At 63.2% G+C, this 26,269-nt stretch carries 25 protein-coding genes; 12 read left to right on the top strand and 13 right to left on the bottom strand.

Annotated elements, in window-relative coordinates; translation table 11 throughout:
- Positions 1–23 precede the first annotated feature (23 nt).
- A complete protein-coding gene (locus BUA36_RS23470; RefSeq protein ID WP_072788027.1) occupies positions 24–2,492 on the top strand; it encodes a TonB-dependent receptor in 2,469 nt (822 codons plus the stop codon).
- 128 nt (positions 2,493–2,620) lie between these two features.
- Entirely contained in the window at positions 2,621–2,959 is a 339-nt protein-coding gene (locus tag BUA36_RS23465) for a hypothetical protein (RefSeq protein ID WP_072788025.1), read from the top strand.
- Here the strand turns inward: BUA36_RS23465 and BUA36_RS23460 are convergent, their stop codons facing one another.
- A complete protein-coding gene (locus BUA36_RS23460; protein WP_072788023.1) occupies positions 2,960–4,021 on the bottom strand; it encodes an MBL fold metallo-hydrolase in 1,062 nt (353 codons plus the stop codon). It lies immediately after the preceding gene.
- An 85-nt stretch (positions 4,022–4,106) separates the two neighbouring features.
- Between BUA36_RS23460 and BUA36_RS23455 the strand changes: the two genes are divergently transcribed.
- On the top strand, positions 4,107–4,721 hold the full coding sequence (locus BUA36_RS23455; RefSeq protein WP_072788020.1) for a TetR/AcrR family transcriptional regulator: 615 nt from the start codon (positions 4,107–4,109) through the stop codon (positions 4,719–4,721).
- Here the strand turns inward: BUA36_RS23455 and BUA36_RS23450 are convergent.
- Both BUA36_RS23450 and BUA36_RS23445 read right to left on the bottom strand, forming a co-directional pair.
- The gene (locus BUA36_RS23450; protein WP_072788018.1) at positions 4,700–5,791 is read right to left on the bottom strand and encodes a WD40/YVTN/BNR-like repeat-containing protein; all 1,092 of its coding nucleotides are present in this window, start codon (positions 5,789–5,791) and stop codon (positions 4,700–4,702) included. The genes BUA36_RS23455 and BUA36_RS23450 overlap by 22 nt on opposite strands.
- Before the next feature lies 1 nt (position 5,792).
- Positions 5,793–6,062, bottom strand: coding sequence for a MoaD/ThiS family protein (locus BUA36_RS23445; protein ID WP_072788016.1), 270 nt, complete (start codon positions 6,060–6,062; stop codon positions 5,793–5,795).
- Positions 6,063–6,122: 60 nt separating this feature from the next.
- Between BUA36_RS23445 and BUA36_RS23440 the strand changes: the two genes are divergently transcribed.
- A complete protein-coding gene (locus BUA36_RS23440) occupies positions 6,123–6,428 on the top strand; it encodes a hypothetical protein (RefSeq protein WP_072788240.1) in 306 nt (101 codons plus the stop codon).
- Here the strand turns inward: BUA36_RS23440 and BUA36_RS23435 are convergent, their stop codons facing one another.
- Positions 6,429–6,965: a carboxymuconolactone decarboxylase family protein gene (locus BUA36_RS23435; protein ID WP_072788013.1), complete on the bottom strand. Its 537-nt coding sequence runs from the start codon at positions 6,963–6,965 to the stop codon at positions 6,429–6,431.
- A 112-nt stretch (positions 6,966–7,077) separates the two neighbouring features.
- Between BUA36_RS23435 and BUA36_RS23430 the strand changes: the two genes are divergently transcribed.
- Entirely contained in the window at positions 7,078–7,986 is a 909-nt protein-coding gene (locus BUA36_RS23430; protein ID WP_072788010.1) for an AraC family transcriptional regulator, read from the top strand.
- Here BUA36_RS23430 and BUA36_RS23425 read toward each other — a convergent pair.
- The 5 genes from BUA36_RS23425 to BUA36_RS23405 all read right to left on the bottom strand — a co-directional run bounded on the left by BUA36_RS23425 (position 7,931) and on the right by BUA36_RS23405 (position 13,596).
- A complete protein-coding gene (locus BUA36_RS23425; RefSeq protein ID WP_072788007.1) occupies positions 7,931–8,239 on the bottom strand; it encodes a 2Fe-2S iron-sulfur cluster-binding protein in 309 nt (102 codons plus the stop codon). The two genes, BUA36_RS23430 and BUA36_RS23425, sit on opposite strands and share 56 nt — an antisense overlap.
- 32 nt (positions 8,240–8,271) lie before the next feature.
- Positions 8,272–9,924: a methyl-accepting chemotaxis protein gene (locus BUA36_RS23420; RefSeq protein WP_072788005.1), complete on the bottom strand. Its 1,653-nt coding sequence runs from the start codon at positions 9,922–9,924 to the stop codon at positions 8,272–8,274.
- Positions 9,925–10,065: 141 nt separating this feature from the next.
- Positions 10,066–10,992: an ABC transporter permease gene (locus BUA36_RS23415; protein WP_072788002.1), complete on the bottom strand. Its 927-nt coding sequence runs from the start codon at positions 10,990–10,992 to the stop codon at positions 10,066–10,068.
- Positions 10,989–12,065, bottom strand: coding sequence for an ABC transporter permease (locus BUA36_RS23410; protein ID WP_072787999.1), 1,077 nt, complete (start codon positions 12,063–12,065; stop codon positions 10,989–10,991). Before BUA36_RS23410 ends, BUA36_RS23415 begins: the two co-directional genes overlap by 4 nt.
- Complete coding sequence (locus tag BUA36_RS23405; protein WP_072787997.1) at positions 12,052–13,596, bottom strand: ABC transporter ATP-binding protein; 1,545 nt, start codon at positions 13,594–13,596, stop codon at positions 12,052–12,054. Before BUA36_RS23405 ends, BUA36_RS23410 begins: the two co-directional genes overlap by 14 nt.
- Positions 13,597–13,846: 250 nt before the next feature.
- Here BUA36_RS23405 and BUA36_RS23400 point away from each other — a divergent pair, with 250 nt between their 5' ends.
- The 7 genes from BUA36_RS23400 (at position 13,847) to BUA36_RS23370 (ending at position 20,168) form a co-directional block, all read left to right on the top strand.
- Entirely contained in the window at positions 13,847–14,560 is a 714-nt protein-coding gene (locus tag BUA36_RS23400) for a GntR family transcriptional regulator (RefSeq protein WP_072787995.1), read from the top strand.
- Positions 14,561–14,675: 115 nt separating this feature from the next.
- A complete protein-coding gene (locus BUA36_RS23395; RefSeq protein ID WP_072787993.1) occupies positions 14,676–15,524 on the top strand; it encodes an outer envelope protein in 849 nt (282 codons plus the stop codon).
- Between the two features lie 24 nt (positions 15,525–15,548).
- The gene (locus BUA36_RS23390) at positions 15,549–16,625 is read left to right on the top strand and encodes a BMP family ABC transporter substrate-binding protein (protein WP_072787991.1); all 1,077 of its coding nucleotides are present in this window, start codon (positions 15,549–15,551) and stop codon (positions 16,623–16,625) included.
- 2 nt (positions 16,626–16,627) lie between these two features.
- Positions 16,628–17,611: an aromatic ring-hydroxylating dioxygenase subunit alpha gene (locus tag BUA36_RS23385; protein ID WP_072787988.1), complete on the top strand. Its 984-nt coding sequence runs from the start codon at positions 16,628–16,630 to the stop codon at positions 17,609–17,611.
- Positions 17,608–18,084: a nucleoside deaminase gene (locus BUA36_RS23380; RefSeq protein ID WP_072787986.1), complete on the top strand. Its 477-nt coding sequence runs from the start codon at positions 17,608–17,610 to the stop codon at positions 18,082–18,084. The genes BUA36_RS23385 and BUA36_RS23380 overlap by 4 nt, the downstream gene beginning before the upstream one ends.
- Before the next feature lie 58 nt (positions 18,085–18,142).
- The gene (locus tag BUA36_RS23375; RefSeq protein ID WP_072787983.1) at positions 18,143–19,726 is read left to right on the top strand and encodes a S10 family peptidase; all 1,584 of its coding nucleotides are present in this window, start codon (positions 18,143–18,145) and stop codon (positions 19,724–19,726) included.
- 31 nt (positions 19,727–19,757) lie between these two features.
- Complete coding sequence (locus BUA36_RS23370) at positions 19,758–20,168, top strand: EF-hand domain-containing protein (RefSeq protein WP_229215547.1); 411 nt, start codon at positions 19,758–19,760, stop codon at positions 20,166–20,168.
- Here the strand turns inward: BUA36_RS23370 and BUA36_RS23365 are convergent, their stop codons facing one another.
- The 4 genes from BUA36_RS23365 to BUA36_RS23350 are packed head-to-tail and all read right to left on the bottom strand — an operon-like array spanning position 20,169 to position 26,267.
- Positions 20,169–21,350: a hybrid sensor histidine kinase/response regulator gene (locus BUA36_RS23365; RefSeq protein ID WP_072787981.1), complete on the bottom strand. Its 1,182-nt coding sequence runs from the start codon at positions 21,348–21,350 to the stop codon at positions 20,169–20,171.
- Positions 21,350–21,952 (bottom strand): chemotaxis protein CheB, encoded by a 603-nt coding sequence (locus tag BUA36_RS23360; RefSeq protein WP_072787978.1) that lies wholly within the window; start codon positions 21,950–21,952, stop codon positions 21,350–21,352. Before BUA36_RS23360 ends, BUA36_RS23365 begins: the two co-directional genes overlap by 1 nt.
- Positions 21,953–21,954: 2 nt before the next feature.
- Positions 21,955–22,773 (bottom strand): CheR family methyltransferase, encoded by an 819-nt coding sequence (locus tag BUA36_RS23355; protein WP_072787976.1) that lies wholly within the window; start codon positions 22,771–22,773, stop codon positions 21,955–21,957.
- A gap of 2 nt (positions 22,774–22,775) precedes the next feature.
- Positions 22,776–26,267 (bottom strand): response regulator, encoded by a 3,492-nt coding sequence (locus BUA36_RS23350; protein WP_072787974.1) that lies wholly within the window; start codon positions 26,265–26,267, stop codon positions 22,776–22,778.
- Positions 26,268–26,269: the final 2 nt, after the last annotated feature.

The following is a 26,269-nucleotide window of genomic DNA, read 5'->3' as shown; positions in this document are numbered from 1 at the left end:
TCCTATAAGAAAGTACAGACACGATGAAAAACCCGTTCCTGCCATCGGCCATCGCGGCCGCCGTCCTGACGCTGCTCAACCAGACCGCCGCCCAAGCCCAGACTGCCGAAGCCCCGGCCGCTGAACCGTCCAAAGAAGTTTCCAAAGAAATCCAGCAAGTGGTGGTGACCGGCGTCGCCTCCGCCCGTGGCGTGCGCAAGGTCGATTCGGCCTTCTCGATCACCACTGCCAACGAAGAGCAGCTCAAGCAAGCCGCCCCCAGCAGCACGGCCGACATCATGAAAATCGTGCCGGGCGTGTATGCGGAATCGACCGGCGGCCAGTCCGGCGCGAACATCGAGGTGCGCGGCTTCCCGTCGGGTTCCGACTCGCCTTTCGTGTCGGTGCAGATGATGGGCAACCCGATCTTCCCGCCGCCGACCCTGTCGTTCTTCGAAGGCTCGTCGGCCTTCCGCCTGGATGACACCATCGAGCGCGTGGAAGTGCTGCGCGGCGGCCCGTCCACCATCTGGTCCAACGGCCAGCCGGGCGCCACCATGAACTTCATCCTCAAAGAAGGCACCGACACGCCGGAAGGCACGGTGCGCTTCACCACCGGCACCGGCAGCATGCGCCGCGTGGATATGTACTACGGCGGCAAGATCAGCGATGGCTGGTATGGCTCGGTTGGCGGCTTCTACCGCAAGACCGATGGCGTGCGCGATGCCGGCTTCCCTGCCGACGACGGCCACCAGATCACCGCCACCCTGACCCGCAACCTGGACCAGGGCAAGCTGACCTTGTACGCGCGCAGCACCGACGACAAGAACGCCTTCTACACCGGCGTGCCACTGATTTCCAGCAATGGCGGCCACACCATTAGCGAATTCCCGGGCTTCAATCCGCTGACCGGCACCCTGATGAGCGGCGAAATGCGCAACTTCACCATTGAAGCGGCGCCAGGTAAAACCCTGACCAAGGACCTCGGCGATGGCCGTGGCCTCAAAGCCACTGTATTTGGCGCCAACTTCGATCAAAAGATCGGCGACTGGAGCGTATCCAACAAGTTCAACCGCTTTGATGGCGACCTCAACACCATCGCCATGTTCACCGGTAACAACCCGCTGTCGATGAACGACTACATCAACGCGGCGATCGCCTCGGCTAACAGCAATCCGGCCACCGTGGCAGCGGCCGGCGGCAAGCTGGCGACCGCCGGCACCGCAACCTATGTGCATGGCGGCGCCGTCAACGGCAACCAGCAGGTGGTGCAAGCCGGCCTGTGGGCGGTGGAGAAGCAGCTCAAATCCTTCACCGACGAACTGCGCGTCAGCAAGGAAATCTTCAAGGGCAACACCGTCACGGTGGGCGGCTACTTTGCCGACTACTCCTCGCATGACGTCTGGTACCTCGGTAACAGCCACCTGATGACGGCCGTACCGCAAGCCAGTCTCATCAATGTCACCCTGAACAACGGCGTCATCGTGTCGAAGAACGGCACCGACGGCAACGTGTTCTACGCACCGGTTGCCTCGTATGACGGCCGCAACACCGCCGGTTTCGTGTCGGATGAATGGCAGGTCAACGACAAGATCAAGGTTGACTTCGGCATGCGCCATGAGCAGCAGAAGATCAGCGGCACCATCTCCAACCTGATGTCGGCCGATACCGACAACAACCCGCTGACCGTGTACAACAACGGCACCTCGATGCCGGACGGCTCCAACACCTACCTGAGCCGCACCGACAGCGCCAACTCCTTCACCATCGGCGGCAACTACAAGCTGGCCAAGGATACCTCGGTGTTCGTGCGCGCCAACCGTGGCCATACCTTTGTCTCGTTTGACGACATCCGTGGCGCCGGCACGCAAGCGGCGGCCAATGACCGCAACCTGCTGCCGACGCCTAAGGTCAGCCAGTACGAAATCGGCTTCAAGACGGCATCGCAGCTGTACACCGCGTATATCAACGCCTTCCACACGGAATTTGACGGTATCGCGTTCTCGCAAGTGCTGTCGAATGGCCAGGAACTGCATTCCGTCAGCGGCTCCAAAGGCAATGGCGTCGAGTTTGAAGTGGCCGTGCGCCCGATCGAAAACCTGCAACTGCAGCTGACCGGTGACTATCAGAAGTCGGAATACCGCGACAACCCGGCCACCGCCGGCAAAACCGTGCAGCGCCAGCCGAAGCTGCAATTCCGCTTCACGCCGACCTACCGCATTCCATTTGGCGAAGGCAACGCCGCCAAGCTGTATGCCACCTACACCTCGATCGGCGAGCGCTGGGCCGACCAGGCCAACCAGCAATACCTGCCGTCCTACCGCACCATCGACGCCGGCGTGCTGTTCTCGCTGGGTGACAAGATTGAAGTGCGCCTGGCTGGCACCAACCTCAACAACGAGCTCGGCCTGACCGAAGGCAACTCGCGCCTGACCACCGGCAACACCGGCCCGATCAACGCCCGTCCGCTGTTCGGCCGCACCTGGGAAGCGTCGCTGCTGTACCGCTTCTAAGCCCGTACCGTCCCTCTTCAGGCAAGGCGCAGTTGGCCTTGCCTTTTTTATTTTTATGGCCTAATCTGCAATAGATCGTATGCCACGATCCTGCCTCATCTTGTCCAGAGTTTTGCAACGAGGAAAGAATGGCTTCGCTACTCTCCATCAACGCACTACAAGCATCGGTTGCACTGGCTGAAAGGCAGGTGCAAAAGGATCAGGTGCGCGTCAGCCAGGATGCGGCGAAGCTGGACGCCAGCAAGGACTTGCTGGCCAAGGACAAGCAAAAGCTGGCAGACAACCAGCAGGAAAGTAATCAGGCCACGCAGGCGGCCGACAAGCCGGCGCCCGCCGTCAACCTGAACAGCGCGATTGAAAATCCGCCGCGTTCGGCTCAGCAACTGCCAGCGGATCTGCAAGCGCCCAAGCCGCAGGTCAACACGCTTGGGCAAACCATCGGCAAATATATCAACGTGACCGCGTAATCAGGCGCGGGCGGCCACCATCGCGGCTTCCTGCTGCGCCAGCGGTTCCCACCACTTTTCCTCTGCCACCGGCAAACGGATATCGAGCGCCCGGCCAATTTCCGGCGTGGCGATCGGCAGCCGGCGCTCGGCGGCAAGCTGGGTGATGCGGTCAAACGGATCATGCCAGGCATGCAGCGACAAATCGAAGGTGCCATTGTGAATCGGCAGCAGCACCTTGCCCTGCAAGTCGATATGCGCCTGCAAGGACTCCTCCGGCTGCATATGCACATCCGGCCATTGCGGATCGTAGGCGCCGGTTTCCACCATGGTCAGGTCGAACGGACCGTGGCGGCGGCCGATTTCCTTAAAACCATCGAAATAGCCGCTATCGCCGCTGAAGAATACTCGTACGTCGCGGTCCTCAATCACAAACGATGCCCACAAGGTCTTGTTGCGGTCGCCCAGTCCACGGCCGGAGAAGTGCTGCGCCGGCGTCGCCACCAGTTTCAAGCCAGCGACAAAGGTCGACTGCCACCAGCTCAGCTGCTGCACCTTGCTGGCTGGAACACCCCACGCAATCAGCCGGTCGCCCACACCCAGCGGCGTGATGAAGTGCTGGGTCTTCTTGGCCAGCTTGAGCACCGCCGCGTGGTCAAGATGGTCGTAATGGTCGTGCGACAGAATGACGCCGGTAATTGGCGGCAGCTCTTCAATGCTGATCGGCGGCTGGTGGAAGCGCTGCGGACCAGCCCACTGCACCGGCGACGCGCGCTCGGAAAACACCGGGTCGGTCAGCCAGAATTGGCCATTGAGCTTGAGCAGCACGGTCGAGTGGCCGAGGCGGAACAGGCTGCGATCCGGAGCATCCATTAACTGCTGCTGCGTGATCGCGTGAACGGGAATCGGGAGTGTCGGCACCGTATCCTTGGGCTTGTCGAACGCAAAGCGCAGCATGATGCCCAGGGTTTTCAGGAAACCCATCTGGTGCATCTTGACCGGATTGCGGAAACGGCCGTCGCGGGTGCGCGGCGCGCTAGGTACAGACAGGCCGTCCAGGCTATCAACAGCGGAAAAAGTCATGATGGGCACTCCCGAATGAAAATGTACACTACACAGTGTAGTATCTATTTTTGAAAAAGTAAACTACCCGGTGTAAAATAAAAGCATGAACACGCCCATCAAACTCACCGACCGCAAACGCCAGGCTATTGTCGAAGCCGCCATCGCCGAATTCCGCGCCAGCGGCTTCGAATCCACCAGCATGGACAAGATTGCGGCGACCGCCGGGGTGTCCAAACGCACCGTCTACAACCACTTCCCCAGTAAAGACGAACTGTTCGAGCAAATATTGCATGAGCTGTGGAATAGTACGGCCGCCATGGGACCGGCGCCCTACGACCCGGCCCGGCCGCTGCGCGAGCAATTGATGGAACTGCTGAGCAAAAAGATGGCATTGCTGCAGGATGACTACTTCCTCGACCTGGCGCGCGTCGCCATCGCCGAAGCCATCCACTCGCCGCAACGGGCGCAGGAGATGGTGGCGCGGCTGAGCGTGAAAGAAGAAGCCGTCACCAGCTGGCTGCGCGCCGCCCAGGCCGACGGCAAGTTCAGCAAGGCCGATCCCTTCATCGCCTCGCAAATGCTGCAAGGCCAGCTCAAGACCTTTGCGTTCTGGCCGCAGGTGACCATGGGCCAGCCAGCGCTGGACACGGCCATGCAAAAACAGGTGGTCGAGTCGACCGTCGAGATGTTTCTGGCCTACGCAAACGCCACCGAGTAAATCGGCGGCAAGGTCGTGGAGATGGTCTGCCACTGGCCGCCGCCGTCTTCCGACAGCCAGGCGCCGCCCGTGGTCGATCCCATCAGCAGTATCTGGCCATCGTCGCTGACGGCCAGGCCGTGACGGTACACCAGGTCGTAGCAATGCTCATGCGGCAAGCCGCCGCGCCAGGCGACAAAGCTCTTGCCGCCATCCGTGGTGCGCGTGACCGCCAGCGAAGCATGGGGCGGGATGCGCTTGCTGTCCGCCTCGGCCGGCACAAACCAGGCCGTCTCGCCATCCTGCGGATGCACGGCCGTCACGAAGCCAAAGTTGGATACCGGCGCCGCCGGCCTGATCTCGCTCCAGTTGGCGCCGTTATCGACGCTACGCCAGATACCGTTGTGATGCTGGCACCACAGCTTGTCCGGCTCGGCCGCGCAGCGCACGATGCGGTGCGGGTCCTGGACTTCCTGCACCGCCTGCAGCTCGGGCGGCATATAGCTTGCACTCATGCCCTTGGCGCGCAGCGACCAGCTGGCGCCGCCATCGGTGGTCAGCCAGGCGCCACCGCAGGACACCCCCACCAGCACCGACCGGCTATCGCGCGGATCCACACAGATGCTATGGATACCGGGCACGTCATAGCCGCCGCCCATCCATTTGGCGCGTTCCGGCACATTCCACAAGGCGTCCACCAGCTGCCAGCTGTCGCCGCGGTCTGCCGAGCGGAACAGGGCACCCGGCAGCGTTCCGGCCCAGAGCACGCCCGGCTCATCCGGGCCACCCGCCGCCAGCGACCAGATCTGCCTGACCGTCCAGTCCACGGGATCGGTACTATCGACCGGCTTGACGGGAAACGCGGGCGCGGCCACCTCCACCCAGTCCATACTGCCGGCATCGCGCCGGTGCAGCTTGGCGCCGAAGTGGCCCAGGTTCAGCGCCGCATACAGCGTGCCATCGCGCCGGTCCGGCAGCACCATCGACACCGGATCGCCCAGAAAGTGCTGCTGATCGAGCAGCCACGCCTCATGCGTGCGGTAGACCTCGAACAAACCCTTGCGCGTCGCGATATAGGCGCGATCAGACATATCAGCCTCCTGACAGTGCTTGCAGAATATAGACCTGGGATTGTGGCGCGAGCGCGTCGTCGAGCCGCTTAGGGTCACGGGCGCGCTGGCCGTCGATAAAGATCACCACGTTCTCGCGCAGACAGCCCTGCTCGTCGAGCACGTAGCCGCGCAGCCGCGGATGGTCGGCAAAGCAGGCATCAAGGGCGCTGCGCAGATCGGCCGCGCGGGTCTCCACCTGCGGCACGGGCATGAAGCGTCCTAATTGCTGTGTAAAAATCAGATGCGCCATCTGCCAGATTCTATGCCGATTGCGGCTAAAATGAAATCGCCTCAACCACTGGAGTCGCGCATGTCGATTACCCCGCAAGAGCTGGAACTGTTGATGCAGGAAGTCGAAAAAGAAGACCCCATCGATTTCGCCGACCTGCCGTTTAAAGAGGAAGAATTACGCGGACTGATCGCCAACCATCTGTGCGAGATGGCGGACGCAATGGAAAATTTCAGCGCAGAAGACAAGCATCTGACCCTGCTGGCCGTAGCAGCCAAGCTGGTACTGGAAAACCTGGTGCTGCATGTGCAGCTGCTGCGCCAGCATGAAGTCCCGCTCAACCAGGCTACGGAGGCGCTGCTGAGCCGCCTCCGCAAAAAGGATTGATTACGGTGCAGGCGGGAAGTCCAGCGCCGTCACATTCACGCGGTTGAACAGATTGGTGAACGTGATGGAGGCAACCGCCAGCAGGGCATCGGTGATCTGCGCATCGCTGTAGCCCGCCTGCTTCACCGCCAGCACCACCTCCGCCGGCACATCGCCACTGGTGCGGGCCACCGCGTGCACAAAGCTGGCCAGTGCATCGATCCGCGCATCCCCGGTCGCGCGGCCATGGCGCACGCCCTGGATGGCGTCAGCGCTGAGGCCCGCCTTGCCGCCCATCAGCGTGTGCGCCGCCAGGCAGTAGTCGCACCGCGCATCCTGGCTGACCGCCAGTTTGACCACTTCGATTTCCTGCGCGCTCAAGCTGCTTTTACGCAGCGCGCCGTCCAGGTTCAGCGCAGCTTCCAGCGCCACCGGGCTGTTCGTGCCGACGGCGACATAAGCATTGGGCACTTTGCCAATCGCGCCTTTGATGGCGGTGAACAGCTGCGCTGCATGGCCGGTGGCTTCCGATACGGGTTGGGTGAACAAACGGGACATGATCTGTTTCCTTTCAAGGTAAGTTGGTATGGAAGACAGTCTAGGCCCGTCGCCTGCGATGATGAATGCCGGATCTGCTCTATAATTTGCTCCATCGTCTCATTTGCCCGCCATGGACTCGCTTAGCCACCTGCTCTCCCTTTATCCCGTGCGCACTGCGCTCGACACCCGCTGCCGCTTTGGCGCACCGTGGGTCATGGACCATGACGGCGCGCCGCACGGCATCGCTCCTTACCACCTGATCGTGCGCGGCGAAGCACTGGCCGAGGGCGCCGGCAGCGGCAGCCTGGCACTGCAAACGGGCGACATCATCGTCTTCCCGCACGGCGCTGCACACCGTCTGCATATCGGCGATATCGAACAGGCCACACCGCTGCACAGCACACCGGGCCTGTTGCGCGTCGAGAGCAATGACGGCGCCGGTCCGCAGACCGACATCCTGTGCGGCGAATTCCACTTCGATAGCAACGGCAGCGCCGGACTGCTGGCGGCGCTGCCGCCAGTGCTGGTGGTGCATACCGCCGGCCGGCCCGATGCCCAAAGCCTGCGCCACCTGATGCGTATGCTGCAGGAAGAAACCGAGACGCCACGCGGCGGTTCGGAAGCCATCGTGCGCCAGCTGGCGTCGGCCCTGTTTGCGCTGCTGATCCGCACCTGGCTGGAACAGGCGCTGGCCGTGCCCGGGCTGTTTGGCGTGCTGGCCGAGCGCCGCCTGCAAGCGGCCATCAACGGCATGCTGGCGGCGCCGGAAAAACCCTGGACGCTGGAAGAACTGGCAGAAGCCAGTCATATGTCGCGCGCCACATTTGCGCGCCTGTTCAAGCAGGCGGCCAATGCCACGCCAGCTGACGTGCTGACGCAGCTGCGCATGGCGCGCGCCGCCCGCATGCTGGACGATGGCCGCGCCGCCGGCGAAGTCGGTGAGGCCGTCGGCTACCAGTCGGAAGCCGCCTTCAACCGCGCCTTCAAACGTCAGTACGGCGTGGGGCCGGGAGCTTACCGGCGGCGGGCGATTCAATAGTCAGATCGGTGTCGGCCATCGCCACGCAAGGCAGGATATAGCCCTCGCGCTTTTCGTCGGCGCTGAGTCCGGGCCATTCGATCTTGTAATGCACCGTGCCGCTGCTGGCCAGGCAGATGCAGGTACGGCACGTGCCATTGCGGCAGGAGCTGGGCAAGCGTATGCCGGCGCGTTCAGCCGCCTCCAGCACCGTTGCCGGCGCCTCCGCCTCAAAACACCATCCCTGCCCCGCCAGCGTAACCGTGTGCCCCATGATCCATGCCGCTTGTAGAAAGCGACATGATATCAATGCAGCTGCAGCGGCGCCTTTTGCGTGGCCGGAGAGCGTGGCGATGGTGCGCGCTTGCGCGGTGCGCTGACGCCATGCTGCAGCTTGAACACGGCCATCGCCTGCGACACGCAGCGCGTCTGCTGCGCCAGGTTGCCCGCAGCGGCAGCCGCCTGCTCCACCAGCGCCGCGTTCTGCTGCGTGATGTCGTCGATTTTGATGACCGCCTCATTCACCTGGCCGATGCCGCTGCTTTGCTCGCGCGTGGAATTGGAAATCTCGCCCATCACTTCGGACACCCGGCATACCGATTGAATCACCTCGTTCATCGTCACGCCCGCACTATTGGTCAGTGTGGTGCCCACCTGCACCTTCTGTATCGAAGTATCGATGAGTTCCTTGATCTCTTTGGCGGCGGTGGCGGAGCGCTGCGCCAGTCCGCGCACCTCGGTGGCGACAACGGCAAAGCCGCGACCCTGCTCACCGGCGCGCGCCGCCTCCACCGCCGCATTCAACGCCAGGATGTTGGTCTGGAAGGCGATGCCGTCGATGAGCCCAATGATGTCGAGAATCTTGTTGGACGAGGCGCTGATGTCATCCATGGTGCTCACCACCTGCGACACAATGGTACCGCCCTGCGTCGCCACTTCACGCGCGCGCTCGGCCAGCTGGTTGGCACTGGCCACGCTGGTCGCGCTCTGCTGCACCGTTGCCGTCAACTCCTCCATGCTGGATGCCGTCTGCTGCAGGCTGGAAGCCTGCGACTCCGTGCGGCCCGACAAATCCATATTGCCGTCCGCGATTTCGTCGGTGGCGACCGAGATCTCATCAAAGTTGGCGCGCACATCGCCAATGATGCTGTGCAGGTTGATATTGGTCTGCCGCAGTGCCGCCAGCAACTGGCCTACTTCATCATCACGGTCAATCTTGATCGAAGCAGTCAGGTCGCCGCCGGCCATCATGCGCGCGCAGCGTGTGGCCTGCCGCAACGGCAGCGCGACATGCACATACAGACTGCGGCCAAACGCCAGCATGCCCGCCATCGCGACCAGCGCCGCGCCGCCCAGCCAGTGATGCGCGCCGGCGACAGTGGCGTCTTCCATCGCCAGCAGGGCTACCGTGAGCACAGCCAGCACACCAACCAGCAGTGTGGTGGCGAAGGCAATCTGGGTCGACAAGGAAGTGCGCAGCATCTCCTTCATGCGGGCCAGGATGCCGGTCGCCGCAACCCGTCCATTCACAATCCGAAGATGGCGTGGATTGCCGGCCCTGATTTCGCGGTATGCCGCATCGGCCTCACGCACCTGATCGCGCGAAGGCTTGGTGCGCACGGAGAGATAGCCGACTGGCTTGCCATTTTCAATCACCGGCGTCACGTTGGCCAACACCCAGTAGAAATCGCCGTTCTTGCAACGGTTTTTTACCAGACCGGTCCACGGCATGCCGCTTCTGATGGTGCTCCACAAATCGGCGAAGGCCTCCACCGGCATGTCGGGGTGGCGCACGATATTCTGCGGTGCGCCGATCAGTTCTTCTTCGGTAAAGCCGCTAGCCTCAATGAAGTAGGGATTGGCGTAATTGATATTGCCCTGCAAATCGGTGCTGGAAACGATGGTGCGCCCATCCTCCATCACGTACTCTTTCTGCGTAACCGGTGCATTGACGCGCATAACGGCTCCTTTACTTGATTTTAGGGTAAGTAGGGAGGCGAACCGGGGTCTGGGGGGCGCCGCAGATCAGAATAGAAGCATTTTGAGTGCCAAAAAATCACCAATTGTCGCAATGCCGCATTTTTGCGACAAATACAACACTCAATCTGGTTTGAAGTGCTGGCCCAACGACATTGGCTTATTGAGCAAGATTGTTTGCGGATTACGGCAGATAATCACCAGCACCACGATGGTCGCAAGGTAAGGCAGCATCGACAAAAACTCCGACGGTATCGCCAGCCCCATGCCCTGCCCATGAAACTGCAGCACCGTGACACCGCCAAACAGGTACGCACCAATCAACACGCCGCGCGGTTTCCACGTTGCGAACACCACCTGCGCCAGGGCGATCCAGCCGCGGCCTGCCGTCATGCCCTCTACCCACATCGGCGTCAGCGCCAGCGACAGATAAGCCCCGCCCAGACCAGCCAGCGCACCGCCGAACAACACCGTGCCATAACGCAGGCCTATCACCGGGAAGCCGATCGCATGGGCGCTATGCGGCGACTCGCCCACGGCGCGGATGACAAGACCCAGCCGCGTCCGCGCCAGCATCCAGCCGATCAGCAGCACCAGCGCCACCGAGGCATACACCATCGCATCAAAGCGGAACAGCAGCGGCCCGATAAACGGCAGGTCCGACAGCACCGGGAAACTCAGATGCGGCATCGGCTCCACCGTCTGCCCGACAAAGCCACGGCCCAGAAACGCCGACGCGCCGAGGCCGAACAGGGTCAGCGCAAGGCCTGTGGCGACCTGATTGGTTTGCAGCGTCAGCACCAGGAAGCCAAACACCAGCGACATCAGCATGCCCGCCGCTGCCGCTGCAAGCAGGCCAAGCACCATGCTGCCAGTGCCGAGCGTGACGCCAAAGCCAACCACCGCGCCCATCAGCATCATGCCTTCCAGGCCCAGATTGAGTACGCCCGAGCGTTCGGTCACCAGTTCCCCCATGGATGCCACCACCAGCGGCGTCGCCGCGCCTGCGGTGCTGGCAAGGAAAGCGATCAACAATTCCGTGGTCATCATGCGGTGACTCCCGCCGCGCGCTGGTGCGGCTTGATGCGATAGTGAATGAACAGATCTGCCGCCAGCAGATAAAACAGCAGCAGTCCCTGGAAGATGCCGGTGACGGCCGACGGTGCGCCCAGCTCGATCTGCGCCGCCTCGCCGCCGATATACAGCAGCGACATCAGCACCGCCGACAACACCACGCCGAGCGGATGCAGGCGCCCGACGTAGGCCACGATAATCGCTGCGAAGCCGTAGCCTGGCGATACCGATGGTTGCAACTGCCCCAGCGGCCCCGCCACCTCGCCCACGCCGGCCACGCCGGCCAGCGCACCGCTGACCATGAAGGCAAGCCACACATTGCGCGGCTCGCTGAAGCCCGCATACAGCGCCGCTGCAGGCGCCATGCCGCTGACCTGCATGCGGTAGCCTGCAAACGTATGCTGGCAGAAGAACCACGCCGCACCGGCCGCCAGCAGGGACAGGATCAACGCGGCATTCACGCGCAAGCCCTCCACCAGCAGCGGCAAGGTCGCCGACTCGCTGAACATCTTCGACTGCGGAAAGTTGAACCCGGCCGGGTCGCGCATCGGACCATGCACCAGATAGCTGAGCCAGTGATACGACACATACACCAGCATCAGGCTGACCAGAATTTCGCTGGTGTTGAAGCGCGTGCGCAGCAAGGCCGGTATTGCCGCCCACAGCATGCCGCCCAGCGCGCCCGCCAGCAGCATCAAGGGCAGCACCCACCACGCTTGCACCTCATCGAAATACAGTGCGACCGCGCCGGCACAGATGGCGCCTATCGTCAGCTGGCCATCGGCGCCGATGTTGTTGACGTTGGCGCGAAAACCGATCGCCAGGCCAACGCCGCACAATATCAGCGGCGTCGCCTTCAATAGCAGCTCGCCCACACCGTACAAGGTGGTCCACGGTTTGATAAAGTAGACATAGAACGCATGCAGCGGTTCCTGCCCGAGGAAGAAGAACAGCATCGAGCCAGTCACCAGCATGGCTGCCGCCGCAATCAGCGGCGACGCCAGCATCATGCGGCGCGAGGGTTCGGGACGACGTTCAAGCCTGGACATATTCTGGCGCTCCCTGGTAATCGAAATCGCCGCTCATCCACACGCCGATCTGGTTGATGCTGGTAGCTGCTGCGGGCACGGCGCGCGACAGGCGGCCATCGGCCAGCACGGCGATGCGGTCACTCATCATGAACAGTTCGTCCAGCTCTTCGGACAACACCAGCACCGCCACGCCCTGGTCGCGCATATCGATGATGGCCTGGCGTATCAGCATGGCCGCGCCGATGTCCACGCCCCACGTCGGCTGCGCAAACACCACCACTTTCGGCGCCAGCAGAATCTCGCGGCCAACAATGAATTTTTGCAGATTGCCGCCGGAGAGCGAGGCCGCCGCCGAAGCGTCGCCACCGCATTTGACCTTGAAGCGTTCGATGACCTTCTGCGCAAACGCCCGCACTGCGCCACGCTGTATCAGGCCATGCCGGACCATGCCGGTGCCCGCTGCCGTAATGTAGCCGGTCAGCAGCGCGTTGTCCGCCAGCGACAGGTCAGGCGCCGCACCACGCCCCAGCCGCTCTTCGGGCACGAAGCCCAGTCCCAGCTCGCGGCGCTGCGCCGCACTGAGCATGCCGGCATCGCGTTCGCCGAGTTGTATCGTTCCCTGCCGCGCACGCAGCAGGCGCTCGCCGGAGATGGCCTTCAGCAGCTCCTGCTGGCCGTTGCCCGAGATGCCGGCGATGCCGACGATCTCGCCACTGCGCAGCGCCAGGCTCACATCCTTGAGCCGGGTGCCGAACGGATCGTCACTGTCGACGTTGAGCTGATCGAGCAGCAGCCGCACCTCGCCCGGCTCACGCGGCTTGTGCACGCAGACTGGCAGCTCGCGGCCGATCATCAGCTCCGCCAGCGACCGGGCGCTTTCCTGCTTCGGCAGCGCCGTGCCGGACACGCGCCCGCCGCGCAGCACCGTGGCCTTGTCGCACAGCGCCTGGATCTCATCGAGCTTGTGGCTGATATACAGAATGCTGACGCCCTCCGCCGCCAGACGGCGCAAGGACTCAAACAGCTTGAGCACCGCATCCGGCGTCAGCACCGACGTCGGCTCGTCCATGATGAGCAGCTTGGGCGATTGCAGCAGGCAGCGCACAATCTCCACGCGCTGCCGCTCGCCGACCGACATGCTATGCACCAGCCGCTGCGGGTCCAGCGGCAAGCCATACTGCTCCGACACCGCCTTGATGCGCGGCGCCAGCGCCGCAGGCGACACCTTGTCATCCAGCGCCAGCGCGATGTTCTCGGCCACCGTCAGCGTCTCGAACAGGGCGAAATGCTGGAACACCATGCCGATGCCCAGCTTGCGCGCATCGTGCGGTGAATGGATGTGGACCTGGCGGCCCTCCCACATGATCTGGCCCTCGTCCGGCTTGACCACGCCATAGATAATCTTCATCAGCGTGCTCTTGCCGGCGCCGTTCTCGCCCAGCACGGCATGAATCTCGCCCGGCATCACCGTCAGGTTGATCTCGGCGTTGGCCACCACCGAGGGATACATCTTGGAGATGCCCAGCATCTGCAAGCGCGGTTCTGTCATCGGCGCCTTCCCTTCATCGTATACAAATCGAATACGGCGACTGACGCAATTAGCATGCCACGCACGCGCTGCCGCCAACGCGCCGCAATGGCCCGCGCCCTGCACTAAAGCGGGGTGCGGCGCTCCCCAAAAGCGTGCGGCTGCGCCTCAAACAAAGTCATTTCGTACACAATCCGCATACCGTATTTGTACACGAGTTAGCACGCTTCGTGCTTAGTATGTTCCAGCATCTCTTACATGGAGCCTACGAATGCCCGATAAGCGCAAAGCCGATCAAGCTGTCGTCAAACGCGGTACCACTGCGGTCGACATGCGCATCTACAAAGCGGTCGTCAATGCCGTGATGAGCCACCGACTGCCGCCCGGCACCCACCTTGGCGAAGCGGATTTCTGCGAGCTGTATCAGGTCAGCCGCACCACGGTGCGCAAGGCGCTGCAAAGGCTGGCGCATGACCACATCATTGAACTGCGGCCCAATCGCGGCGCGGTGATCGCCTCGCCAACGCCGCAGGAGGCGCGCGACATCTTTGCCGCACGGCGCGCGATCGAACGCGAGATCGTGCCGCTGGTGATACAGAACGCCACGCCGGCATCCATCCAGCAAATCCGCGCCGCCATTGCGGCAGAAGACGCCGCGCGCCGCAGCGGCGACCGCGCCGGCTGGATACGCCTGGGCGGCGAGTTCCACCTGCTGCTGGCCCAGCTGGCCGGCAACCATGTGCTACAGCGCTTCATGCAGGAACTGGTGTCGCGCTGCTCGCTGATTATCGCGCTGTACGAAACGCCCGGCAGCACCATGTGCGAGAACGATGAACACCAGGACCTGGCCACGCTGATCGAACAGCGCAAGGTCAAGGAAGCCACCCACCTGATCGAGCATCACTTGCAGGAAATCGAAGAACGCCTGCGCCTGGCCGACCAGGACCGCAAAGTGAATCTGGCCGAAGCGTTGTCAGGATTCTGAAAATATGGCCCGCTTATTGCTTTAGGTGTAGACGAGATTGAATCCAATTGATAAAACGATTGGATACAAAAAAAGTGCTTTCAACACCCCATTACAACAACTTGAAGGAGCCCGTATGTCGCATCTCGTTCGCTGCACCGCCGCATTAGCCATCCTCGCCACTTGCACCGCACAAGCCGCTGACTGGAGTGACACCTCGCTCAGCTACCGTTACGGCACCAGGTTCGCCGAGCCGTTCAACAACAACGACATCACCAAGAACATCGTCAACCTGAGCCACGTTTCCGGCTACAAGTACGGCAAGAACTTCTTCAGCCTGGACTTCCTGATGTCGTCGGAACTGGACCCGTCGGCGGCCGGCTCGAACAGCGGCGCGCACGAAGCTTACATCGTGTATCGCCACACGCTGGACTTCGGCAAGATCACCGGCAAGGACCTGGCTTTCGGCCCGGTACGCGGTGTCGGTTTCACCGCCGGCTTTGACGCCAACAGCAAGACCGACGCCGGCTACAACTCCAAGAAGCGCATGCTGGTCGCCGGCCCGACGCTGATGCTGGACGTACCGGGCTTCCTGGATGTCAGCCTGCTGGCCCTGTGGGAATCGAACGCGCCGTACAACACCTTCACCAACCAGGCCACGCCACGCTACGCCTACAAAACCCACGCCATGCTGACCGGCGCCTGGGGCATCCCGTTCAACATCGGCATCCCGCTGTCGTTCGAGGGCTACGCCAACTTCATCACCGCCAAGGGCACCAATGAATTCGGCGGCGGCACTTCGCCGGAAACCAATATCGACATGCAGGTCATGTACGACATCAGCGAAGCGGTCGGCACGCCCAAGAACACCTTCAAGGTCGGCATCGAATACCAGTACTGGAAAAACAAATTCGGCAACCCGGACCGCAACAATCCTGGCGCGACCGCCAAGACGCCGATGGTGCGCGCGGAATACCACTTTTAATCGACTCAACGTAAAGGAAACCGTATGATGAATCGTCGCAAAGTACTGGCCACCCTGGCTGCCGCCGGCGTACTGGCCGCAGCCCCTTCGTTTGCAGCTGAGCCGCTGAAGATAGGCTTCGTCTACGTTGGCCCGGTCGGTGACGCCGGCTGGACTTACGCCCACGATCAGGCCCGTCTGGCGCTGGAGAAGGAACTGGGCGCCAAGGTGAAAACCAGCTATGTGGAAAACGTGCCGGAAGGCGCGGACGCGGAACGCGTGATCCGCAAGCTGGTCGCCGAGGGTAACAAGCTGATTTTCACCACCTCCTTCGGCTACATGAATGCGACGGAAAAAGTGGCCAAGACCACGCCAGGCGTGACCTTCCTGCACGCCACCGGCTTCAAGAACGCCAAGAACTTCGGCACCTACGAATCGCGCCTGTACGAAGGCGCTTACCTGAACGGCATCCTGGCCGGCAAGATGACCAAGTCGAACACGCTGGGCTTCATCGCCTCCTTCCCGGTGCCTGAGGTGATCCGCAACATCAACGCCTACACGCTGGGCGCGCAAAGCGTGAACCCGAAAATCAAGACCAAAGTGATCTGGGTGAACTCGTGGTATGACCCGGCCAAGGAACGCCAGGCGGCAGAAACCCTGGTGGCGCAAGGCGCGGATGTGATGGCGCAAAACACCGACTCGCCGGCCACGCTGCAAGTGGCGCAGGAAAAAGGCGTGTACGCGTTCGGCTGGGACTCGGACATGTCCAAGTTTGCACCGAAAGCCCACCTGACCGCCGCCACCAACGACTGGTCCGGCTACTACATCGACACCGCCAAAGCCGTCCTGGCCGGCACCTGGAAAACCGGCGAGTACCGCGGCGGCCTGAAAGAAGGCATGGTCAAGATGTCGAAGGTGAACGCGGTGGTGCCGGCCGACGCGGTCAAGGCCTTTGAGGAGAAGAAGGCCGCGCTGCAAGCCGGCACCTTTGCGCCGTTCACCGGTCCGATCAAGGACCAGTCGGGCGCCATCAAGTACGCGGCAGGCGTCAAGGCGCCGGACAAGGACCTGCTCGGCATGAACTTCTACGTGCAAGGTGTGGAAGGCTCCATTCCCAAGTGAGCATGGACCCGGTCCTGCTGAACGACTGGCATCCGGTCGCGCGCTCCACCCAGATCGCGGCCGGCGCCATGCTGGCGGCCGATCTGCTGGAGACGCGCGTGCTGCTGTGGCGCGATGCCAGCGGCGCGCTGCACGCATGGGAAGACCGCTGTCCGCATCGCGGCACGCGGCTTTCCATGGGCACGCTGCAGGACGATACGGTGCGCTGCCCCTACCACGGCTGGCGCTTCGGCAGCGATGGCCGCTGCCAGCACATCCCCGCCCTGCCGGACGCGCCGCTGAAGGCGCAGGTCAGCGTGTACCACGCGCAGGAACGCTACGGACTGGCGTGGGTCTGCCTCGGCACCCCGGCGCATGCCACGCCGCCGGCGTTCCCGGAGTTTGCGGACAGCGCGCTGCGCAAGGTCTGGTGCGGTCCGTACGAGGTGCACAGCAGCGCTCCGCGCATCGTCGAAAACTTCCTCGACATGGCGCACTTCGCGTTTGTACACGAGGGCATCCTGGGCGACCGGCAGCAGCCCGTCATTCCCGCCTATACGGTCGACGCCTTTGACGACCCGGACTACGGCAGCGGCGTCTGGGCCAGACAATGCCGTGCCTTCCAGCCGCAGGCCAGCAAGGCCGCCACCAGCGGCAGCGATATCGACTATACCTACCGCGTGGTGCGTCCGCTGACGGCGATCCTGACCAAACACCCAGCGGGAAGTATCCGCGAAGCCATCGCCCTGCTGCTGCAACCGCTCACCGAGGTCACCACGCGCGTGTGGATCGTCATGGCGCTCAATGACTTCGACGCCAGCGATGATGCATTGCGTGCATTCCAGGACACCATCTTCCTGCAGGACAAACCGATACTCGAAAGCCAGCATCCCGCGCGCCTGCCGCTGACGCCTGGCGCGGAAGTATCTGTCGCCTGCGACCGCATGTCGCTGGCCTACCGCAGCTATCTGAAACAGCAAGACCTGCATTACGGAGTACTCCGATGAACGCCACCCCGCAAGACCACGAATTCCTGACCCGCGTCCTGGCGCTCGCGCAGCGCTCGCGCGACGAAGGCCATCATCCGTTTGCCGCCATGGTGGTCGCCGCCGACGGCACGGTAATTTCACAAGCCATGAATGCTTCCAGCAGCGACCGCACCGCGCACGCCGAGATGAATGCGCTGCGCCTCGCATCACAGCAGTACAGCCCGGAGCAGCTGGCTACCGCCACGCTGTACGCCAACGCCGAACCCTGCGCCATGTGCAGCGGCGGCACCTACTGGAGCGGTGTCGGGCGCGTGGTGTATGCCATGTCAGAAGCCAGCCTGCTGGAACTGACCGGCAGCGATCCCGAGAACCCGACGCTGTCGCTGCCCTGCCGCACCGTGTTTGCCGCCGGCCAGCGCCCGACCGAAGTCATCGGACCTCTGCGCGAGGACGAGGCACGCGCCGCACACCGGGACTTCTGGCGCAAATAGACGATGCATTCCGCTCCCGGCAGGATCATAATGAGGACTGATCCAGACGGGGGACAACATGGCGTTTTGCACAAAATTGCAATGGCGGTTGTGGACACGGCGCGGCGCCCTGGCAGTAGCCTTTGCGGCCGCATTGGCCGCATGCGGCGGCGGGAGCGGCGGCAGCAGCAGTACACCCACCACGCCCAACACGCCAACGACACCCGTCACGCCGCCGGTTGCCGGTTCCTTTGCCGACGCCACCGTGTATTCCAGCACCGCCACCGGCTCGCTGGCTGCGCCCAATGAAAACGCCGCCGTCATCGCCAGCCACATCCTGCTGAACGGCCAGCAGCTCAATTACACCGCCACCACCGGCCACCTGACCGGCACCGACGTCAAAACCGGCAAGGCCAGCGCGTCGTTCTTCTATGTGGCCTACACGGTGGCCAGCCCCGACCTGAGCAAGCGCCCCGTGATCTTCTTCTACAACGGCGGTCCCGGCTCGGCATCAACCTATCTGCATCTTGGTTCTTTCGGCCCGCGCCGTCTGGTCACTGCCATTCCATCCACCACCATCCCGCCCGTACAGCTGGTGGACAATCAGGAAACGCTGCTGGCCGTCGCCGACCTGGTGTTTGTCGATGCGATCGGCACCGGCTACTCGCAAGCGATTTCCCCCAACACCAACCAGGACTTCTGGGGCGTGGACCGGGACGCTGCCGCCTTCCGCGATTTTGTGCAGCGCTACGTCGTCGTCAACAAGCGCGAAGCCTCGCCCAAGCTGCTGTTTGGCGAATCCTACGGCGCGCCGCGCACCGCCGTGCTGGCCAACCTGCTGGAAACCGCCGGCGTGCAGATCGACGGCGTGGTGCTGCAATCGGCCATCATGGACTACAACAGCAACTGCGGCGTGCTGGATCCCGGCGCCATCAGCTGCGAAGGCTATATCCCGACCTACGCCGCCACCAGCGCCTACCACCAGCGCGCTGCGGCGGCGCCGGTCGACCAGGTGCGCAGCTTTGCGGCCGGCGCCTACCGCACGGCGATTGCCGCCTACCTGGCCAGCAAGGTGGCGCCGCCCGACGCCGTGATCGGCCAGCTATCAAGCTACACGGGACTGTCCACGCTGACCTGGCAGCAGAACTTCGACATGGGGCCGGACTACTACCAGAAGAACGCCGTCACCGGCCAGCTGCTGGGCCGCTACGACGCGCGCGTGCTGGCCCCGAATGGCAGTGCGCTCACGCGCGACGGCGATCCCTCGCTGACCGTGGTGAACGACGCCTTTTCCAGCAGCATCGTGACCTATATGGCGAGCGAGCTGCACTACAGTGCCGGTTCGGCCTATGCGCCGTTTATCGACATCGTCAACCGCTGGAATTTCAGCCATGACGGCAAGCAGCTGCCGGACACCATCCCGGACCTGGCCGCCGCCATGACGCTGAATCCGGCGCTGAAGATTTTGGCCATCAACGGCTACCACGACCTGGCCACGCCATTCCATCAGACCGAACTCGATCTGGCGCGCCTGGGTGAAAATCAGTCAATCATATTGAAATACTATGTGAGCGGTCATATGACGTATCTAGACGACACCGCGCGCCGCGCGCAGCAAACAGATTTGATTAATTTCCTGAACAGCGTCACAGTGTCACACTAAGCCAAGCATCTTCCGATGCGGGGAGACAACCATGAAGCTTTTGCAATTAGCCATGCTGACCGCCGCGGCAACCGGTATCGCGGCCATGACGCATGCCGGCGCCCAGACGCCGACCTCGGACCAGGCCGCGCCCGCCACCGTGCGTTCCACGCCGGCCTATCCTGAACCGTATATTCCGCCAGCGCTGCGCAAGCCGCTGCGCGACGCCACCACCGGCCCCGTGTTGCTGCGCTACCAGGCCATGCAGAAACTGAAGAAGCGCTTTGATGAAGCCGACCTGGACGGCAACGGCGTGCTGAGCCGCGACGAGGCGCGCAAGGCCGGGCTGGGCTTTGTCGATAAAAACTTCGAGCACATCGACACCAGCCAGCGCGGCACGGTCAGCTTTGATGATTTGAAGGCCTATCTGATCCAGCGCCGCGAAGAGGCGCGCTCGCGCTGATTACTCGGCCGGCGGTGCATCGCGGCGCGGCAGGGTCAGGCTGAACACCGACCCTTCGCCGGGCTTGCTGTGCAGCGTCAGGCGGCCCTCGTGCACCTCCGCCAGCTGGCGCGAGATGTACAAGCCCAGACCCAGCCCCGCCGGCGCCTCGCTGCCGACGCCGCGCTCATATGGCTCAAAAATCTTCTGCTGGTTTTCCGGCGCAATCCCGGGACCGCAATCGCGCACGTCCACGCGCGCGCTATCCTGCTCCACCGTCAGGCTCACGTGCACCGGCTGCTGGCAGCCGTAGCGCAGCGCATTGGTCAGCAGGTTGACCACGATCTGCTCGATGCGGAACTCGTCCCACCAGCCGCTCACGGGCGTGGCCGCGTCCAGCGTGATGCTGGTGCCCGCCGTATTGGCTTGCGGCGTCAGGTCATGCACCACACGCCGCAGCAGGCCGGACAGCTCCACCCAGCCCGGCCGCAGCGACAGCTTGCCGCTGCGGATGCGCGACACGTCCAGCATATCGTCGATGAGGCGGATGATGCTCTGGATCTGGCGGTCGTCGCGCGCCACCATGCGTTGCAGCTGGTCCGGCCCAAACGCCGCCATATTGCCGCGCTCCAGCTGCATCTTGCGCAGCTGGGTTTCCAGGTACAGCGTATTCAATGGCGTCCGCATCTCGTGCGACACCATGGACATGAATTCATCGCGCATCACCAGCGCATGCTTGAGCTGCGCCTGGGTCGCTTCCTGCCGCTGGCGCGCCGACTCCAGCGCCTCCAGCTGGCGGCGCATCGCTTCGCGCTGCTCGTACAGCGCGACAAACACCTGCACCTTGCCCTTCACCGCGCGCGCATCGAGCGGCTTGTACAGCACATCCACCGCGCCCGCTTCATAGCCCTTGAAGGAATAGTTCAGCTCCTTGCCGGCCGCCGTCACAAACACGATCGGGATCTGCCGGGTTTTCTCGGTGCCGCGCATCAGCTCCGCCAGCTCGAAGCCATCCATGCCCGGCATCTGCACATCGAGAATGGCCAGCGCAAAGTCGTGCTGCAGCAGCAATGCCAACGCCTCTTCGCCGGAACCGGCCTGATGGATTTCGCGGCCCTCGCCGCGCAGCAAGGCCTCCAGCGCTTGCAGGTTCTCGGGCAGATCGTCAACGATCAGCAGCTTGGTGGGGGATGCGTCTTGCATTAATTATTCTCCAGCATCAACAGCAGTGTATGTATCTCATCCAGCGACAAAACCAGATCCGGACGGCGCAGCCGGATCGCTTCCTGCGGCATGGTCGGGACCTCGGCCTCTGTCGGGTCCTGCACCACCGTCAAGCCGCCCGCGCGGCCGATGGCCGCCATGCCGGCCGCACCATCCTGATTGGCGCCGGTCAGCAAAATGCCCACCAGCGCCGCGCCGTAAGCGTCGGCCGCCGATTCCATCAGATAATCAATCGCTGGACGGGCAAAATGCACCGGCGCTTCGCAACTCAGGGAAAAGCTGTGGTCGCGCTCCACAGACAGATGGTAGCCCGATCCGGCAAAGTATAGCGTTCCTCTGGACAGTTCCTGCTTGTCCATGGCTTCGTACACGGGCATGGCCATGCGCTGCTGGAACACGCCCGCGAGTTGGCTTTGCCGCCCCTCGGGCACGTGCAGCACCGCCACCACCGCGCAGCCATAATTTGCCGGCAAGCCGGGCAGTAGCCGCAGCAAGGCGCCGACGCCGCCGGCGGACGCGCCAATCACCACCGCCTCGATCTGGCGGCCGGCCAGCGCCGACTGTAGCTGCGCGCGGTCCATGGTCAGCGTTTGCGGAACAGGCGTTCACGCTTGAGCACCGGCTCGAAACACGGTGCATACGCGGAAAAATCGATGCTTTCCTTGCTGCCCAGGCCCAGAAAGCCGCGATGACACAACGACTCGTGGAACAGGCCGAAGGCGCGCTCCTGCAGCTTCTTCTTAAAGTAAATCATGACGTTGCGGCAGCTGATGAGATGGGTCTCCGCAAACACCGCGTCGGTAGCCAGGCTGTGGTCGGCGAAAGTGACGTTCTCGCACAGCGACTTGTCGAACAGCGCCGCGTTATACGCCGCCGTGTAGTATTCGGAAAAGCTGCGTTTGCCGCCAGCGGCCTGGTAGTTCTCTGTGTACTCGCGCATGGCGTCGAGCGGGAACACGCCCTTGCGGGCCTTGTCGAGCGACTGTGGATTGATGTCGGTGGCGTAGATCATGCTGCGCTCCAGCAGCCCCTCTTCCTTGAGCAGAATCGCCATCGAATACACTTCCTCGCCCGTGCTGCAGCCGGCAATCCAGATCTTCAGCGACGGATAGGTGCGCAGCACCGGCATCACATGCTCGCGCAAGCCGGCAAAATAGCTGGGGTCGCGGAACATCGAGGTGACGGGGATGGTCAGGTACTGCAACAACTGGCTGAACGCGGCGGGCTCGTGGATGATGCGCGCCTGCAGCGCCGAGATGCTGCTGCACTCCATTTCGCGCAGCGCGTGCAGCACGCGGCGCTTTTGCGAGGCGCCCGTGTAGTCGCGGAAATCGTAGCTGTACTTCATGTAGATGGCCTCCATCAACATTTTCAGCTCGATATCGGTGTCGCTGTGCTGCATGGTCAGCTCCGTTCAGCGTTCGGCATCCAGACGCGCAGCAGCGAGTACAAACGCGACAGGTCGATCGGCTTGGCCAGGTAGTCGCTGGCGCCCGCCGCCAGGCATTGTTCCTGGTCGTCCTTCATGGCCTTGGCGGTAATCGCAATCACCGGCAGGCGGGCAAAGCGGGCGTCGGCGCGGATGCGGCGCGTGGCTTCCAGGCCGTCCATCCCCGGCATCATCACGTCCATCAGCACCAGGTCGATGTCCGGGATGGTGTCCAGCTTGTCCAGCGCTTCGTGGCCGTTGCGGCCCACTTCCACCAGCGCGCCTTTTTGCTCCAGCGCGCTGGTCAGCGCAAAGATGTTGCGCACGTCGTCATCCACCAGCAGGATGCGGCGGCCTTCAAACACGCGGTCGCGCGCGCGCACCGTCTTCAGCATGCGCTGGCGTTCGCTGGACAGGTCGGCTTCCACCTTGTGCAGGAACAGCGTGACTTCATCCAGCAGACGCTCCGGCGAACGTGCGCCCTTGATGATGATGGAACGCGAGTATTTGTGCAGGTCCGCCTCTTCCTCGCGCGACAGGTTGCGGCCGGTGTAGACGATCACCGGCGGGAACGCCGCCAGCGATTCGCCGGCCATGCGTTGCAGCAGCTCGTTGCCCTGCATGTCCGGCAGCTTGAGGTCGATAATCATGCAGTCGTAGACGGTGTCACGCAGCAACGCCAGCGCTTCCTGGCCGCTGCCGACCGCGAAGATCTCCACGTCATCATCGGAAATCAGCTGCACCACGCTGTCGCGCTGGCGGTCGTCGTCTTCCACCAGCAGCACGCGCTTGATTTTCTGCGTCAGCTTGGTTTCGATGCGGCGGAACACTTCCATGAGCTGTTCGCGCGTGGTCGGCTTCAAGGCGTAGCCAATGGCGCCCAGGTGCAGCGCCGCTTCGCCGTTGTCGGCGCCGGACACCACATGCACCGGGATGTGACGGGTCTGGGCATCGTCCTTGAGTAGCTGCAGCACCGACAGGCCGGAGCGGTCCGGCAGGCGGATGTCCAGCAGCACCGCATCCGGCTTGTACTGGCGGGCCAGCGCCAGTCCCTCTTCCGCCTCGAAGGCGACCAGGCAATGGTACTGCTTCTCGTGCGCCAGCTCGTACAGGATGCGCGCGAACGTCGCGTCATCCTCCACCACCAGCACCAGGCGGCCACGGGGTGCGCTTTCCTCGTCCAGCAGCGCACGGTCGTCATCAAACGCGCGCGGCACGTGGACCGCAGGCGCCGGAGTGGGCGCCGGCATTGCCGGCAGCGGCGCGCTGGTGGTTTCAATCATGGCCGGGGCATTGGCGCCGCCCACGCGTGGGCCGGCTTGCGGCGTGCTCCAGTGGATAGGCAAGGTCAGCGTGAAGCAGCTGCCTTTGCCCGGCTCGCTGACCAGCGAGATGCCGCCGCCCAGCAGCTGCGCCAGATCGCGCGAGATCGACAGGCCCAGGCCGGTGCCGCCGTATTTGCGGCTGGTCGTGCCATCGGCCTGCTGGAAAGCGTTGAAGATGCCTTGCTGGTCTTCGGCGCGGATGCCGATACCGGTATCCTGCACCGAAAACGCCACGCTATCGCCGTGCGCCTGCACCGACAGCGTGATCTGCCCGGCGCTGGTGAACTTGAGCGCGTTCGACAGCAGATTCTTGAGGATCTGCTCCAGACGCTGGCGGTCGGTCACCATGTGCGGCGTGACGCTGTCGGCCACCACCAGCTGGAAGGCCAGTTTTTTCTGCTGCGCCAGCGGCTCGAACACCATGGCCATGCCTTCCACCACATGGCGCGCCGACAACTGCTCCGGCACCAGGTCCAGCTTGCCCGCTTCTACCTTGGAGATGTCGAGGATGTCGTTGATGAGGTTGAGCAGGTCGTTGCCAGCCGAGTAAATCGTATTGGCAAAGCGCACCTGCTCGTCGTTGAGGTTGCCTTGGGCGTTTTCCGACAGCAGCTTGGCCAGGATCAGCGAACTGTTGAGCGGCGTGCGCAGTTCGTGCGACATATTCGCCAGAAATTGCGATTTGTACTGGCTGGCGCGCTCGAGGTCGCGTGCGCGCTCCTCCAGGTCCAGCTGGGCTTTTTCCAGCTCGGCGTTTTTCTGGTCCAGCGCGTTGCCTTGCTCGGCCAGCTGCTCGTTGGTCTGCTCCAGTTCGGCCTTCTGGTTTTCCAGGCTGGCCTGCGATTCTTCCAGCACGCGCGACTGTTCTTCCAGCTCTTCGTTGGCGGTGCGCAGTTCTTCCTGCTGCACCTGCAATTCCTCATTCAGCTGCTGGGTCTCTGCGAGTACTTCCTGCAAGCGCTGGCGCGACAGGCTGGCCGCGATGGCGGCGCCGATATTGCTCTTGACCATGGCCAGCAAATCGACATCGCGCTCGCTGATCTGGCGCAGCAGGCCCAGCTCGACCACGCCATTGATCTCGCCGTCGCTGTCCACCGGCGCCAGCAGCACGCTGGCGGGCGCGCCAACGCCCAGACCGGAACTGACCTGGATGTAATTGGCAGGCAAGGGCTCCAGGCGGATGATGCGGCGCTCCAGCGCAGCCTGCGCCACCAGGCTCTCGGTCGGCTTCAGCTGCTGATCCTGCAGTTCCCATTCTGCGCTAAAGCCATACGACGCCACGCGGCGGAAGCTGCCATCCGGCGCGCGCAGATACAGCGCGCCCACCACCACGCCCATGTAGCGGGCCAGGAATTGCAGCAAGGTCGAGGACAGCTGCGGCAGCGCCAGCTGGCCGATGCCCTGCTGGGCCAGCTCGCTCTGGCCGGTGCGCAGCCAGGCTTGCTGCTGCAACAGCTTGGCATGCTCGGCATGTTCGTTCAAGGCCTTGGTGTAGACACCCGACAGACCGGTCAGTTCGCGGCGGCCGAACCAGGCCAGGATGCCGCCCACGCCCAGCGTCAGCAGCAGATACACCACGGCCACCCAGGTGGTGACGCTGCGCGCCTCGTCATTGCGGTCCAGGCGCATGCGCAGTTCGGTATTCACGAAGGAATCCAGCTGGCGGCGGATTTCATCAAACTGGTTTTTACCGCGGCCGGTCTTGACCGCCCCAGTCACTTCGCCGTTGGCGGCGCGCAACCGTATCATTTCCTGCGCATACTGGTCCCATTGCTGCTGCTGGTATTGAATGGTGCGCAGGCGGTCGACCTGGGTCGGATTGTCTTCCACCAGCTTCATCAGGCCGGCAAGGTTGGCCGCCACCTTGGGCTTGGCCGCCACATACGGCTGCAGGAAGGCTTCGTCGCCGGCCAGCAGATAGCCGCGCAGGCCGGTTTCCATGTCCACCATCTCCTTGCCAATCTGGTTGGCGTTGCCAATCACCCGCTCGCTGTGCTCGACCCAGTTCATGGTGGTGATCAGGTAGGCCAGCAAAACAACAAACACGCCGGCACTCACCACGCCGGCAGCCAACGGCAACGTTACGTTACGAACAAGAATCCGCCGGAAGCCGCGGTCATCGAGCATGGTGGAATTTGGCATGG

This window comes from Duganella sacchari (genome assembly GCF_900143065.1).
In the GTDB taxonomy this organism is placed as follows: domain Bacteria; phylum Pseudomonadota; class Gammaproteobacteria; order Burkholderiales; family Burkholderiaceae_D; genus Rugamonas; species Rugamonas sacchari.
The sequence above is the reverse complement of the archived record's forward strand: the minus strand, read 5'-3'. Positions and strand labels throughout refer to the sequence as shown.